Source organism: Mailhella massiliensis (assembly GCF_020741395.1).
Taxonomy (GTDB): domain Bacteria; phylum Desulfobacterota; class Desulfovibrionia; order Desulfovibrionales; family Desulfovibrionaceae; genus Mailhella; species Mailhella massiliensis_A.
The window spans coordinates 1-14264 of the sequence record NZ_DYZA01000228.1; the positions used below are offsets into that span (position 1 = coordinate 1).

General features: G+C 60.9%; 12 protein-coding genes. 2 read left to right on the forward strand and 10 right to left on the reverse strand.

Annotated features, from left to right (window positions below; all coding sequences use genetic code 11):
- Positions 1–327: 327 nt before the first annotated feature.
- From K8W16_RS10965 to pgsA, 10 genes are all read right to left on the reverse strand, one after another.
- A complete protein-coding gene (locus K8W16_RS10965) occupies positions 328–1107 on the reverse strand; it encodes a transporter substrate-binding domain-containing protein (protein ID WP_304123661.1) in 780 nt (259 codons plus the stop codon).
- Positions 1108–1342: 235 nt separating this feature from the next.
- Positions 1343–2068, reverse strand: a complete 726-nt coding sequence (locus K8W16_RS10970) for an outer membrane protein assembly factor BamD (RefSeq protein WP_304123663.1) — start codon at positions 2066–2068, stop codon at positions 1343–1345.
- Positions 2061–2993: an NAD(P)/FAD-dependent oxidoreductase gene (locus K8W16_RS10975; protein ID WP_304123685.1), complete on the reverse strand. Its 933-nt coding sequence runs from the start codon at positions 2991–2993 to the stop codon at positions 2061–2063. The genes K8W16_RS10970 and K8W16_RS10975 overlap by 8 nt, the downstream gene beginning before the upstream one ends.
- Positions 2990–3307: a thioredoxin gene (trxA, locus tag K8W16_RS10980; RefSeq protein WP_304123665.1), complete on the reverse strand. Its 318-nt coding sequence runs from the start codon at positions 3305–3307 to the stop codon at positions 2990–2992. The genes K8W16_RS10975 and trxA overlap by 4 nt, the downstream gene beginning before the upstream one ends.
- Positions 3308–3435: 128 nt before the next feature.
- Positions 3436–4506, reverse strand: coding sequence for a tRNA (adenosine(37)-N6)-threonylcarbamoyltransferase complex transferase subunit TsaD (tsaD, locus tag K8W16_RS10985; protein WP_304123686.1), 1071 nt, complete (start codon positions 4504–4506; stop codon positions 3436–3438).
- Positions 4507–4770: 264 nt separating this feature from the next.
- A complete protein-coding gene (gene fbp / locus K8W16_RS10990) occupies positions 4771–5778 on the reverse strand; it encodes a class 1 fructose-bisphosphatase (protein ID WP_304123668.1) in 1008 nt (335 codons plus the stop codon).
- 166 nt (positions 5779–5944) lie between these two features.
- Positions 5945–6712: a hypothetical protein gene (locus tag K8W16_RS10995; RefSeq protein WP_304123670.1), complete on the reverse strand. Its 768-nt coding sequence runs from the start codon at positions 6710–6712 to the stop codon at positions 5945–5947.
- An 18-nt stretch (positions 6713–6730) separates the two neighbouring features.
- Positions 6731–7819, reverse strand: a complete 1089-nt coding sequence (locus K8W16_RS11000; protein WP_304123672.1) for a hypothetical protein — start codon at positions 7817–7819, stop codon at positions 6731–6733.
- Positions 7812–8174: a septum formation initiator family protein gene (locus tag K8W16_RS11005; protein ID WP_304123674.1), complete on the reverse strand. Its 363-nt coding sequence runs from the start codon at positions 8172–8174 to the stop codon at positions 7812–7814. Before K8W16_RS11005 ends, K8W16_RS11000 begins: the two co-directional genes overlap by 8 nt.
- A gap of 19 nt (positions 8175–8193) precedes the next feature.
- Positions 8194–8784 carry a CDP-diacylglycerol--glycerol-3-phosphate 3-phosphatidyltransferase gene (gene pgsA, locus K8W16_RS11010; protein WP_304123677.1) on the reverse strand — a complete coding sequence of 197 codons (591 nt, stop codon included), beginning with the start codon at positions 8782–8784 and terminating at the stop codon, positions 8194–8196.
- A gap of 268 nt (positions 8785–9052) precedes the next feature.
- Here pgsA and K8W16_RS11015 point away from each other — a divergent pair, with 268 nt between their 5' ends.
- Together K8W16_RS11015 and K8W16_RS11020 are read left to right on the forward strand one after the other, a co-directional pair.
- Complete coding sequence (locus K8W16_RS11015) at positions 9053–10414, forward strand: M23 family metallopeptidase (RefSeq protein ID WP_304123680.1); 1362 nt, start codon at positions 9053–9055, stop codon at positions 10412–10414.
- 512 nt (positions 10415–10926) lie between these two features.
- Positions 10927–14264 (forward strand): FAD-binding and (Fe-S)-binding domain-containing protein (locus tag K8W16_RS11020; protein WP_304123683.1); only part of this gene is annotated, 3338 nt, incomplete at its 3' end.

Genomic DNA, 14264 nt, shown 5'->3' on the forward strand with positions numbered 1-14264 from the left:
GGAAAAAGCGGCTTGCGGGAAGAGCGCAGGGGGGGGGGAGACTCAAGGGAGGGCTTCCTGCGAGCGTTGTCTTACGCTGCCTGTTGTGGAAGGGGCCTTTTCCTGCCCGTGGGAGTAGCGTCGTTTTTTCGGCCGAAGGGCCGCAAATGCAGAGTCGTGACGTTTTCTGCGCCGAGGGCGATTCATCGGCCTCAAGGGAAGCCCGGAAGCGGCATGCCCCTTGGGAAAGATGCGAAAGGCCGGGCGGGGCATGCGCCCCGGCCCGGCTTTTAAAGCGCGTTCATGCCGAAACGTCGCCGCCGCGCGGCGCTTCCGGGTTTTGCCGCCTTACTTGATGTATTCGTTTTCCCACTTGTCCATGGTGCCGTCGGCCTTGATGCCGGCCATCCATTCGTTTACGGCCTTGAGCAGTTCAGGCTGATCCTTGGCCATGAGCACGCCGAAGTGGTTCTGCGTGAAGGGCTTGTCCACCAGGGGAGCGGCCACCTTGGGATTATCTTTGACGTAGCGCACGGCTTCCATGGTTTCGGTGATCATGACGTCGGCCTTGCCTTCGCCCACGAGACCGGGGATTTCGGCGTTGTGCTCATGCATGATGAGCTGAGCCTTGGGGGTGGATTCCTTGGCGAACTTTTCGTTGGTGCCGCCGGGGTTGTACATCACGCGCACGGAGGGCTGGTTCACGTCGTCCAGGGACTTGAACTGCGCTTCCTTGGTCTTGGTGACGAGTATGGTCTTGCCGAAGGTGAGGTACGGATCGGACATGGCCATGACTTCCTTACGGGCGTCGGTCACGGTGATGCCGCACATGGCCACGTCGAACTTGTCGGCCATGGTGTCGGCCTGGAGCGTCTTCCAGGTGGTGGGCACATAGACGAGTTCCACGCCGAGCTTCTTGGCCAGGGATGCGGCCATTTCCGCATCGAAGCCTTCATATTTGCCGGTTTCCTTGTTCAGGTAGCTCATGGGTTTGTAGTCGCCCGTGGAACCGACCAGAAGCTTGCCGCTGGACTTGATTTCCGCAAGGCTTCTCGCCTGAGCGTCATACGCGGTGAGGCCGGTGACGGCGGCAAGAATGACTGAAGCCGTAAGGAACTGTTTGAGCATGGGAGATCCTCCTCGTTGTTTGCTCTAGCATGAGAAAGCGTTTCTACACTAGAGGCAAACGGGCCGTGCTGTCCAGAGCCGGAGGGCCTTTCTCTGGGAGGAAAGCGCAATTTTTCTTTTTCCGGCACATTTTTCTCGGCTTTTTTCTGCTCCGTCGTTTTTTTCGCTCCGTATGAGCATAAAAAAAGCGCCGACATGCTGCCGACGCTCTTTTTTACACTGAGGCGTATGCCGCCTATAGCCAGCGGAACCAGTCTTTCCAGGAACCCTGCTGGAGCTCCCTCATGTTCTGGCCTTCTTCCTGACGATACTTCAGGTAGGCTGCTTCACCTTTGGTTTTCGCGTATTCCGCTTCTTCCTTTACATCGGGATAGGTGCGCACCACATGCTGATAGCGTGTCCACGCGGCCTGGTAGTTTTCCATGCCCCAGAACACGTTGGCGATGAAAATCTCGCGCTGGGCCAGAGTCTTCCGACACTCGGCAATGCGCTCTGCGGCGTTTTTACCGTATTCCGTATCGGGATATTCCTGCTGCAGGCGTGTGAAGTATTCCACCGCTTCGTTGACCGCCGTGGCGGAATGGTCGATGGACGTATAGGACTTTTTCAGCGACATGCCGAGCTGATAGAGCACATAGGGAATGGCCTCGTGCCGGGGATGCAGCGTTTCGAAATCCTTGTAGGCTTCAGACGCCAGGAGGTATTCCCCGTCGAGATAGTGCGCGTCCGCAAGTGCCAGCTCGGATTCGATGACATAGGGGCTGAAAGGATACTCATCCTTGATGCGGGTATAGTAGGTAATGGCCTGGGAATAGTTCTTTTCCCGCATGGCGTCGTTGCCGGCTTCGAAGATTTCCTGCACCGTATCGTCGGGCGGAGGCAGGAAATATTCGTCCACCATGCTGCACCCGCTCAGAAAGAGCGTGCAGGCAAGCGCGCCCATAAGAAGCAGTTTACGCATTCCATTGCTCCAGATAGGACGAAGCCGCGGTCGCCGCCGTGGCTCCGTCGCCCACGGCGCTGCTGACCTGGCGGCAGCGTTTGGCGCGGAGGTCGCCTGCGGCGAAGATGCCGGGCACGCTGGTGCACATTTCGGCATCCGTCAGCACGAACCCGGCGGCGTCACGTTTGATTTCACCGGGCAGATAGCGGCTGGCCGGCTCCATGCCCACATAGATGAAGATGCCTTCTGCGGCGAGGACGCGCGTTTCCCCGCTGTCCACACGGCGCACGATCACGGAGTCCATGCCCGCCTGCCCGCCGCGGATTTCGTCCACGACACAGCCGGTCACAAGCTCGATGTTGGCGGCCTCACGCACCTTGTTCTGGTAGACCATGGCCCCCCGGAACGCGTCGCGGCGATGCACGAGGTAGACCTTGTTCACAATGCGGGAAAGGTACAGAGCTTCTTCCAGGGCGGAATTGCCGCCGCCCACCACGACCACGTCACGGCCGCGGTAGAAGTTGCCGTCGCACACGGCGCAGTAGGAAACGCCGCGTCCCCGGAAGGCGTCTTCCCCGGGAGCGCCGAGCGTGCGGTGATGCGCGCCCGTGCAGGCCACCACGGTTTTCGTTTCCAGCTCTTTGCCTTCGGCAAGGGCCACGCGGAAGGTTTTGTCTTCCCGTGCTTCCACGGCAAGAACCTTGCCCCGCACACGCTCCACGGCGTAGCCGGAAAGGTGCGCGTCGAAGAGGTCGGCCAGCTCCCAGCCCTTGATGCTTTTGGGGAAGCCGGGATAATTTTCGATTTCAGCCGTGCTCAGTATCTGCCCGCCCGGTGCGGAGGTCTCCACCAGGGCTACGTTGAGGCCGGAACGGACAAGATACAGGGCCGCAGTGATCCCGGCCGGCCCCGCGCCGATGACAGCGGCGTCGTACAGCATCAGAACGCCTTTTCAAGCATGGACACAAGGTGGGACTTGGCCACGGCGCCCGTTACCTGATCGACCACTTCACCGTCCTTGAAGACAATGAGGGTGGGGATGGCGCGAATACCGAACAGGCTGGGAATCCTGTTGTTTTCGTCCACATTGACCTTGCACACGAGGGCCTTGCCTTCATATTCGGCGGCCAGTTCCTCCACGATGGGGCCGATGCCGCGGCAGGGGCCGCACCAGGGAGCCCAGAAGTCGACAAGGACGGGAATGGAGGACTTGATGACGACGCTTTCAAAAGTGGCATCAGTAACTGCGGTGGACATGGTGTTCTCCTTCATGAAATGGCTTACAAGGGCGCGGAAAATGTTTTCGGCGCACCTTTGGTCTTATCACGGAAAAAAATGATGCGGAATGATTGTAGGGGTAGGGTACCGTGCTGTCAAGGCAGCGCTCAGAGAGTTTTCCAGTCCTGGGGAATGGTCTGGCCCCGGGGTACGGCCGAAAGGGAAAGGTCGTGGATGCGCCCCGCCATGGCCATGTGCAGGCCGGCTTTGGCTATCATCACGGCGTTGTCGCCGCAGAGGGCAAGGCGCGGGATGAAAAGAGGAATACCGCGCTTTTCAGCCAGGCGTGAAAACTCTTCGCGCACCACGCTGTTGGCGGCCACGCCCCCGGCAACCACGATGCTTTTCGGGGAAAAATGCTCCATGGCCCGGACGGCCTTTATGGAGAGGGTTTCGGCTATGGCGAGCAGGTAGGAGGCCGCAGCGTCGCAGAGCTTTTGGGAAGCCAGGTGCAGCCTTTCCTTCGCCGGGCCGTCCCCGCCGGGAAAATGCGCCTCGGGGTGCTGGGAGAGCCAGAGCGCGCCCGCCGTCTTGAGCCCGCTGAAGCTGAAGTCGAGGTTGTCGTTGTGGGTGTAGGGCCGGGGGAAGAGATGAGGGTCGGCCGTGCCGCGCCTGCCGAGCGCATCGAGCAACGCGCCGCCGGGGTAGGGGAGCCCCGCAGCCTTGGCGAATTTGTCGCAGGCTTCACCCGCCGCATCGTCCATGGTCTTGCCGAGCACTGCCATGTCCACGGGGCTGTCCATTCGGTAAAGGTGCGTATGCCCGCCGGAAATGAGTACGCCGAGGGCGGGCCAGGCAATGTCGTTTTCCAGTTCTGCGGCCAGAAGGTGGCCCTGGAGATGATCCACGCCGATAAGCGGTATGCCGTGGGCCAGGGAAAGGCCCTTGGCAAAGGCCACGCCCACGAGGAGGCTCCCCATGAGCCCGGGGCCGCGCGTCACCGCGATGAAGTCCACCTTTTTCCACGGATCGGGGCCGAGGGCGGCCTTTTCAAGGAGGCTGTCGAGAAGGGGCCCGATGAGGCGGGCGTGCTCCCGGGACGCAAGCTCCGGCACCACGCCGCCGAAAAGGGCGTGTATGTCGGCCTGACTGGAAATGACGGAAGCGCGGACGCCGCCTTCGTCCACCAGGGCGAGGGCGGTTTCATCACAAGAACTTTCTATACCCAGAACCAGCATGATAAACCTGAACATATCGCGGCAATGCCGCTGTGAAGCGTTGAGAGGGAGGAGCCTTGAAGTCGGCCTTTTCGTGCCGGGGTCCCGGAAGGAGCCTTTTTGCCTTGCGCTCTCTGCCGCAAGGCCCCGGAAGAGGCACGACGTTTTCTGCCCCGGAGAGGGGCTTTGCCGGATGCGCCCGCCTTTTGAGAGAACCAGCCGCGTGCCGGTTTCCCGGCGCGCGGCTGTGTGCGGAGTTTATGGCTATGATTCGTACGGAAGCGGTCAGATCTTGCCGCATTCCCTGTAGACGTCGAGCACCTGATCCACGTCGTCGGCGGAACCTATGATGAGCGGGGTGCGTTCATGGATGGCGGTGGGTACCTTTTCCAGAATGCGCATCTTGCCGTCCACAGCCTTGCCGCCGGCCTGCTCGGCCAGGAAGGCCATGGGCGCAGCTTCGTACATGAGGCGCAGCTTGCCGCTCGGGTGCTTGGAGTCTTCGGTGTAGAAGAATACGCCGCCCTTGATGAGGGTACGGTGGAAGTCGGCCACCATGGAACCCACATAGCGGGTGGAGCGGGGAGGCATGCCCGTAGGCCTGGAGAAGGAGTGCACGGCCTTCTGCGTGGCTTCGTCCCAGTAGTTGTAGTAGCCGTGGTTGGCGGAGTAATACTTGCCCACGCGCGGAATCTGGATATTGGGATGGGTCAGCAGGAATTCGCCGATGGAGGAGTCGAGGGTGAAGCCGTTGACGCCGTGGCCGGTAGAGTAGACCAGCATGGTGGAGGAGCCGTAGAGGAAGTAGCCGGCGGCCACCTGTTCCATGCCGGGGCGCAGGAGGGCTTCGGCGTTGAGTTCCCAGTAGTTCTCGCCGTCGGCGCGGCGGTAGATGGAGAAGATGGTACCGACGCTCACGCCCACGTCGATATTGGAGGAGCCGTCCAGCGGGTCGAAGAAGATGACGTAATTGCCGTGGGGTTCATTTTCCGGCACAAAGAAGGGTTCGGCCATTTCTTCGGAGCCTACCGCGCAGACGGCGCCGGAGCTCTGCATACGGTAAACCAGCGTGTTGTTGGCGAAGGTGTCGAGCTTCTGTACCTGTTCGCCCTGCACATTGACGGCACCAGTCGCGCCCAGAATATCCACCAGGCCGGCCTGGTTGACGTTTCTGGAAATGATTTTTGCCGAGAGGATAAGGTCGTGCATCAGCGAGGTGAACTGCCCCGTTGCCTGAGGCGACCATCTGCGTTGGGATGCGATAAGGTGTTCAATTGCAGTGACTTCAGACATATCCAGGCTCCTTGGTGTCGGCTCCGGCCTGTCGCATGTGGATCTATGCTCTGCGGAAGAGTCGGAGCGGCTGTTATTTGACAGTACCTATACCATAAACACGGATGAATGTGCAATAAGGATCAATATACAATTCAGAGTGCACACCGGCCGGGAAAGGGCCTTCCTATTTCAGCGGGGATGCAAAAACCAGAGGCTTTCCGCCGAGATAGCGGGATATCCAGAGCATGGAGCCGTTGTCGTTGGTCAGAATTCCGTCGGAATGTTCCTTCAGATATTCTCCCCAGTCGACGGAGGCCATGGGCGTCGCGGAGTAGTCCATGTCGCCGCTCCAGATGATGACGTCGGCGGAACGCACGATGATGTTGCCCGGTGAGGAGGCGAAGGGAAGCAGGGCGCGGAAGTCGAAGGTGGCCACAAGCAGAAGCTGAAGCTGGTCTTCCTGAAGGAATGGCCTTGCCAGGAGTATTTCCGGGCCGAGGGGCGTGTCCTGCACGCTGGCACGCAAATCGCGGGGCAGGGCCTTGGGGGCGAGTTCCAGAAGGGGCGCGTAGTCGAGCTGTTTGAGGGGCACGGAAGGGATGGAGGCGCCGAGCGTGCCGTCGGGCGCGACCATGGCGAGCCCGGAGAGCCACGGGAAGCGGCGCAGCAGGCCGGCCGCAGCCTCCGCGTCCGGCGGGGTGGCCAGAGCGTCCAGCGCCTTTTCGAGCCTGGTCAGTTCTTCATCAATGGGCATGACGCTCTGCACCAGGGCTCGCTGCGGATCTTCCAGAACGGTGCGCTCTTCCGTGTTCAGCGTGGAGGGGCGGTTGATGTGCGTATGATAGAAGGTCTTTGTTTCCTTGTAGGCTTTGTTCATCTCGGCGCAGCCGGAAAGGGCCAGCGCCGAGAGTGCGAGAAGACAGAGAAAGACGGGGAGGACGCGGTTGCGCATGGTATCTCCTGCCGCGCTTCAGGCGCGGGATTTGTTTTCCAGCCTGACGGCCAGCTTTTCCAGCATGTCCAGCATGCCGGAAGAGACGGGCTCGGCGGGGGCGGCGTTTTCCGTGCCCTGCCGGAGGCTGTCGAGTTTGGCGTTCAGTTCCGCGCGCTCTTCGGCGGAGGCGCTGCTCTCCAGAAGTTCGCGGTAAATATCGGCGGCTTCCACGGTTGCGCCCTGCTCTTCCAGAATGCGCGCCATGGAGCGGGTGCACAGGGAACTTTTTCCTTCCAGTGAGGCGCGGGGGACGGCGCGCGCGGCGGGGACCTCTTTTTCTTCAGGCTCGCTCCCATTCTGGACTTGGGAGAAGAAAAGCTCCTGCAGGGCGGGGGAAAGGGCGGGAGCGTCGCTTCCGTCCTCATCATCGAAGATATCGTCCTCCTCGGGTACGGAGTCCAGAGCGTACCAGGGCGTGTCTCCGTTCATGACGAAGCCCGGCGCGGCCCTGGCCGGAGATGCGGCGTGTTCCCCTTCCGGGGCGGTGGCTTCTTCGCAGGGAGAGAGCGCTTTTTGCTCGCCTTCCGGCAGAGAGGCTTCCGTTTTTGTCGCGCCCTGAGCCTGCGGATTTTCTTCCGGAGCGGATTTTCTTCCGGGCGGCATGCCGGGATTTTTCTCCCGGGCAAGGGATTCCAGGCCGGCCCGGAACACGTCGGCCATGTCCGGCCCGCCTTCCCTGAAGGTCTCGCCGAAGAAGAGGAGCATGGCCGCCTGGTCGGGCCGCACGCCGGGGCTGCGGCTCCAGGCCTTCCAGAGGGCGGAACTTTGGGAAAGGGCCTCAATGAGGGGAGCGGCCTCAAGGGCTGCGGCGTTTTCCTCGCCCGCAGCGTACAGCTGGTCGATGAGAAAAAGCCGAGCCTCGAGAAATTCCGGGTGACGGGCAAGGCCGGCGCGCAGTATGTCCAGGGCTTCGGTGCGGCGGCCGTGTTCTACAAGCAGGCGGGCATAAGGGAGAAAGATGCGGGAAGCAGGGTCGAGAGAGAGCACTTCCTGATACCAGAGCGCCTTTTCCGGCCGGACATGTTCGGACAGGGGCGGATTCATGGAAGTTCGGCCTTCATTCATGCTTGCTGTCCGTTCCGGCTTCAAGCCAGGCGGAATTTTCCCTGCTCTTGTCGAAAAGGTAAAGGATTTCGTTCTTTCTCACATAGTTGAGGCGCTGGCGGATCACTTTTTCCACATAGGCCGGGTCGGTCTTGAGCAGGCGGATTTCGCGGGAGAGCGCGGCGCGCTTTTCATCGAGCGCAGCGAGTTCCTCGGAAAGTTCGGACTGCTTTTCCTTGAGTACGCGCCAGGTGTAGAGGCTGTGGGAACCCCACACGATGCGGCTTGCAAGCGCCACGTTGAGCATGACGGCAAGGATAAGCAGGGAGAGCTTCCACCAGAAGGCTTTGTTGGAGATACGGCGATTCGTAGACACGGGCGCACCGGAAGAGAGATTAATGGTTTTCCGTCAGATGATCCCGCCACTGGCGGTAGAACAGATAGAAATAGTTGCAGCCGGAGAAAATGGTGAGCACCAGGGCAATGTAGAGGATGACGGTTCCTATGAGGTGCACGGGCAGGCCTAGGAAGGGAAAGTGTATGAGCAGAGGCACCATGGCGATGATCTGGAACACGGTCTTCCACTTGCCGTACCAGTCGGCCGCGATGACTACGCCCTTGTCGGCGGCCACGGCCCTGAGGCCCGTGACGGCGAGTTCGCGCATGATGATGATGATGACGACCCACGCGGGTACCCAGCCGAGGCCCACCATTTCTATGAGGATGGAGCAGATGAGCAGCTTGTCGGCCAGGGGATCGAGGAACTTGCCGAAGTTCGTCACCTGCTTTTCACGGCGGGCGATATATCCGTCGAGAAAGTCGGTGACGGCGGCCGCCACGAAGAGGAACATGGCGATCCAGCAGGTGTAGACATTGGGGAAGTGGATAAGGATGAGGATGGGCAGCACCGCCCCGATACGCATCATGGTGATGCGGTTGGCCCAGCCCATGTTCCTGAATATCTGCATGACGTCGGCAAGAAACATATCAGAACTCCCGCTCAAGGACATATCATGGGTAGGGCTTATCACAAAGAGGGCGGGCGCGGCAAGGAGGAAGGCGGGCCCGGGAGGGGAAAAAGCGTCCTTGTCCGAAGAATATAGCTCGGGGACGCTCTTCTCCGGAAGGGTGCGGAAAGAAAAATCTCTTCCTCAGCTTCTTGACTTGTGCGCCCGGTATGCGGAAAATATCCTTCTCCACGCCAAGAGGTGGCGCGGACAGACCTTGGGCCGTGCGCCCGGAAAGGAATCCGCCTTGTTGAAAAGACAATCCATATATCGCTCCTCGTCCCGGCGTTCTTCCGGGCTTTCCGTTATTGCCATGCTCGTCATCCTGGCCCTCGCCGGGGCAGGCGCGTATTTTCTTCTGCGCGACATGAGCGGCCCTTCGGTGACCATCTCTCCCGAGATCAAAGGGAGGGTTGGGCTTTCCCAGAATATGGAACTCGACATGGCCGACAAGTCCGGCGTGCAGTCCGTCACCGTGACGGTGAAGCGGGGCGAGCAGTCCATGACGGTGCTCCAGCAGACCTTCGCCACGCTGGAGCAACAGCGCAAAGTTTCCTTCAACCTGAAGGAGACCCGCCTTCCCGAAGGGGCGTTCGAGCTGGAGATCAGGGTGGTGGACGGCTCCTATGCCGGTTTCGGCCGGGGCAACGCCACGACGTTGAACCTGCCCCTGGTGCTGGATTCACAGCCGCCCCGCATCGCGGTGAGAACCGGGCCTCCCGCCGTGTACCGCGGAGGCAGCGGCCTCATCGTGTACACCGTGTCGGAAGACGTGGAGCAGACGGGGGTGCGCGTGGGCAAGCTTTTCTTCCCCGGCTACAAGCAGGCGAGCGGGGCCTATGCATGCCTTTTCCCCTTCCCCATTTCCATAAGTACAGGGGATTACCTTCCGGAAATCATGGCAAGGGATCTTGCGGGCAACGTGACTTCAAGCCGCCTTCTGGTGCGCGCGCTGAACCGCAACTACCGCTCGGATACGCTGAACATCCCTGATTCCTTCCTGAATTTCAAGGCTTCCGAGCTTGCCGAGCTCTGCCCTGAAATGTCCACCCCCCTTGAGCAGTATCTCTGTTCCAACAACAAGGTGCGCATAGGCAACGACGCAAGGCTCATTGAAGTAGGTTCCGACCCGGCCAACAATTCTCCGAATTTCCTGTGGAGCGGCGCTTTCCGCCGCCTGCCGCGCTCGGCGGTGAAGGCCAATTTCGGCGATTTCCGCACCTATGTGGACGGCAATCGGCAGAAGATAGACGAGCAGACCCACATGGGGCTCGACCTGGCTTCCGTAGCCCACGCCGAAGTGCCCGCCGCGCAGGCCGGCCGCGTGGTCTGGGTGGATTATCTCGGTATACACGGCAACATGATACTCATCGAGCACGGTATGGGCCTCATGACGCAGTACTCCCATCTCAGTGAATATGCCGTTCAGGTAGGCGACAGGGTGGAAGCCGGGCAGACCATCGGCCGTACGGGCACGAGCGGCCTTGCCGGGGGCGATCATCTGCACTTCGGCGTGCTTGTGGGCGGCGTACCCGTCCAGCCTCTGGAATGGCTGGATCCGACGTGGGTGAAAAACAACATCACCTCGCGCCTCAACATTTCCCTGTAACATTTCTTTCCGTCCTCAAGGCGGGAGCGTTGCAAGGCCCGGCGGGGGAGACTCCGCCGGGCTTTTCCGCATGGCCCGGGGAAGAGTGCCGGACGGGCGTATCCTTTCCGCCCGCGCTGAAGGCCGGGAAGTTCGCGAAGCTTCTTTCTTGAGCGTGCGGCGGAGCAGCCCTGCCCGTGTTTTGGAATATCTCCGGCACTGTTCGTTTTCGAGCCATGGGCACGGGAGCCGGATTGCCGGCCGCTTTCGGGAAGGCTGCCGTGCGCTCCGCAGCCTTTGCCTGAGCATGGGCGGAAGGCGGGGGAGGGAGGCGGCATCTTGCCAATTTTTGCCGGACAGGCTATGAAGGAACGCTCCCGGGTGTTGAAGCAGGCCGTTTTTACGCGGCCTGTTTTCCTTGCCGGACAAAGGTGCGGACGCCGGAAGAAGTTTGTTCCCGGTACATACGGCGCAAGGTGATGCGCATGAGAAAATACCCGGCGAACCGTTTTCTTGTTTTCAAGGAGTGAGCCATGCCCCATAAAGGGCCCCACATTTCCATATCGGCAGAGTATGTGGTCAACCGCATACTCCGCATCAATCTGGATGAATTCGAGCGCTGGCCCCAGAGCGTCAGAGAGCTTGCCATAGATATAGCGGAAGAGCTGTTTCTTGTCGCCTACAATCCCTTCATTTCCGCAGGGGATGTGAAGAAGAGCGTCAATGAACACTATCAGGCGGAATCTCCCTCTCTCGCCCATCAGTATGCCACGGCCATAAGCGAAGGCATCACCATGTTCTGGAGCGCCCACGAGGCGGAGCTGGAATTCTGCCGGGAGCTTACGGGCCGCCTTTCCGCAATCATGCCCGACGACTGCATCCTGCGCCGCCGGGGCGCACTGGTGGCTGCCGCCACCGACGCCACGGACCTGCGTATGGAATTGCCCCTTCTGGTGGTGGAGCCCGACACGCCGGAGCAGATCAGCGCTCTGGTGCGCCTTGCCAATGAAATGAAGTTCGCCATAATCCCCCGGGGCGGCGCTTCCGGGCTCACCGGCGGCACCGTGCCCACGCGCAAGCGTACCGTGGTGGTGAGCACCACGCGCCTCACGGCCAAATCGGTGAACAAGGCAGCGCGCACCATGACGTGCCAGGCGGGCGTCGTCACGCAGGACGCCATAGACTTCGCCGCCTCCAAGGGCCTTCTTTTTACTGTAGATCCGGCCTCCAAGACGGCTTCCACCATCGGCGGCAACGTGTCCGAGAATTCGGGCGGGCCTTTCTGCTTTGAATACGGAACCACCATCGACAATCTTCTTTCCTGGAGCATGGTCACGCCCACAGGGGAAATCATCCGCATCGAAAGGGTGAATCACCCCGGGCATAAGATCATGCCCGATGAGAACGTGGTTTTCGAGGTGAAGGATCTTTCCGGCGGCATGCGCAGCGTGGTGCGCCTGAAGGGCAACGAGGTAAGGCACGACGGCCTCGGCAAGGACGTGACCAACAAGCTCCTGGACGGCCTGCCCGGCATGCAGAAGGAAGGTATAGACGGCATCATTACCGAAGCTATCTTCCTCCTTCATCCCCGGCCTTCCGTTTCCCGCGTGATGGTGCTGGAATTCTACGGCTCCTCCATGGTGCCTGCGGCAGAGCTGGTGCGCAAGATCGTGAATCTGCGCGACAGGATGCGCGAGCAGGGCGGCGACGTGCGCGTTTCCGCCCTTGAGGAATTCAACTCCAAGTATGTGCAGGCCATAAGTTATCAGCGCAAGTCCGACAGGCACGAGGGCAGTCCCATTTCCGTCATCATCGTGCAGGTGGACGGCAACGACGCCTATGTGCTGGACGATGCCGTGCAGGCCATTCACGCCCTTGCCGAAGACGACCCCCATGTTTTCGCCGCCATAGCCAAGGACGACAAGCAGGCCGCAGAATTCTGGGAGGACAGGCATCGTCTTTCGGCCATAGCGAAGCGCACTTCCGGCTTCAAGATGAATGAGGACGTGGTGCTTCCCATAAGCCGCATCCCGGAATTCGCCCATTATCTGGAAACGCTGAACGTGGCGGCTGCGGCGGACGCCTACCGTTTCGCCCTTCAGGAGCTTTCCCGCCTTCAGGGCTTCCCCCTGGAGGACCCGGCCTTCAACGAGGAATTTTCCTTTGCCTCCCATGTTGCGGCGAGCGACGAATCCAACATGGATCCTTCTCTGGTGGATGAGGAGGTGGCCGCAAGGGCCGAGGCGTGGCTCCTTTCCCAGAAGGAGCGCTTGCCCCGCCTTTCCTCCCGTGTGGACGGTATCATCGAATATATGAAAAGCAGCCGCATCGTGGTGGCGAGTCACATGCACGCGGGCGACGGCAATTGCCATGTGAATATCCCGGTGAACTCCAACGACCCGCGCATGATGGAGCACGCCGAAGATGTGGCCATGCAGGTCATGGCCAAGACGCAGGAGCTCGGGGGCGCGGTTTCCGGCGAGCACGGCATAGGCATCACCAAGATAGCCTTTCTGGATGCGAAGCAGATGGAGAGCCTGCGCGAGTTCAAGATGCGCGTGGACCCGCGCGATCTGCTGAACCCCGGCAAGCTCGTCACGCGCAACCTGCCGGTGCGGCCCTTCACCTTTTCCTTCAACAGGCTCATTGCGGATATCCGCGAATCGGGCCTGCCGGATAAGGAATGTCTCATCCGCCTGCTTTCTCAGGTGCAGACCTGCACGCGTTGCGGCAAGTGCAAGCAGGTGTGCCCCATGGTTTACCCCGAGCGTTCCTTCCAGTACAATCCACGCAACAAGAACCTTATTCTCGGCGCGCTCACCGAAGCCATTTACTATTCTCAGGTTACGAGCGGCAGGCCCTCTCCGGAACTTCTGGGCGAGCTGCGCCACCTGGTGGAGCACTGCACGGGCTGCGGCCGCTGTACTTCGGTCTGCCCGGTGAAGATAGAATCGCCGGAAGTGGCCTTAAGTTCCCTTGCCTATGTGAAGCGCGAGGGCATGGGCGGCCACCCCGTGAAGGCACAGGTACTCAAGGTGCTCGCTTCCGACCCGGCGGGCCGTCTCCCCGCCTTTGCCAAAATGGCGGCCCTCGGCCAGAACGTGATGAACCAGTTCATTCCGTTGGTGCCCCGCGTCTGGCGAAGGCGCATGCGCAGCCCGCTCTTTGCCGCCCGCGGCCCGGCGCTCGGCATGGTGAGCATCTACGAAAGCCTGCATCTGGACAAGAATTCCCCGGTTCATCTCTTCCTGCCCGTGAGCGGCGACATTTCCGCCCAGGGCGTGCTGGAAGGCCGTGTGCCTGCCGTGCTTTATTTCCCCGGCTGCGGGGGAAGCCTTTTCTACCGCCGCATCGCGTTGGCCTCGCTTGCTCTTATGATGCATGCGGGAGTGCCCGTGGTGCTGCCGAGCCGCCATCTTTGCTGCGGCTATCCGCTGCTTGCCGCGGGCGGGGCTGAAAAGTATGAGGAAAACCTCCAGCGCAACCGGCAGGTCATAGCCTCCACGCTTCAGGCTGCGGCCGAGGCTGGCTTTGATGTGAACATGCTCATCACGGCATGCGGCTCCTGTCGCGACTCTCTCATGCGCCACGGCCTCACCGGGCTGGACGGCAATGTGCTGCCCCACAACGATATTGTGCAGCTTCTGGTGGATCGTCTGCCCCACGACGTAGAGGTGAGCGATGAGCGCATCATCTACCATTCCTCCTGCCATCCGGCATGGTCGGGCGTGAAGGCTACCAAGGACGGCGGCAAGGTGGCAAGGGCGCTTGAGCGCATCACCGGCGCTTCCATCCTCATCAACCCCGGCTGCTGCGGCGAGTCCGGTGCCGGGGCCTACACCTGCCCGGAAATTTACAATACCCTGCGCGA

Coding starts and splice junctions, on each gene's coding strand:
- K8W16_RS10965 (WP_304123661.1), bottom strand. CDS start 1,107: ATGCTCAAACAGTTCCTTACGGCTTCAGTCATTCTTGCCGCCGTCACC.
- K8W16_RS10970 (WP_304123663.1), bottom strand. CDS start 2,068: ATGCGTAAACTGCTTCTTATGGGCGCGCTTGCCTGCACGCTCTTTCTG.
- trxA (WP_304123665.1), bottom strand. CDS start 3,307: ATGTCCACCGCAGTTACTGATGCCACTTTTGAAAGCGTCGTCATCAAG.
- tsaD (WP_304123686.1), bottom strand. CDS start 4,506: ATGCTGGTTCTGGGTATAGAAAGTTCTTGTGATGAAACCGCCCTCGCC.
- fbp (WP_304123668.1), bottom strand. CDS start 5,778: ATGTCTGAAGTCACTGCAATTGAACACCTTATCGCATCCCAACGCAGA.
- K8W16_RS10995 (WP_304123670.1), bottom strand. CDS start 6,712: ATGCGCAACCGCGTCCTCCCCGTCTTTCTCTGTCTTCTCGCACTCTCG.
- K8W16_RS11000 (WP_304123672.1), bottom strand. CDS start 7,819: ATGAATGAAGGCCGAACTTCCATGAATCCGCCCCTGTCCGAACATGTC.
- pgsA (WP_304123677.1), bottom strand. CDS start 8,784: ATGTTTCTTGCCGACGTCATGCAGATATTCAGGAACATGGGCTGGGCC.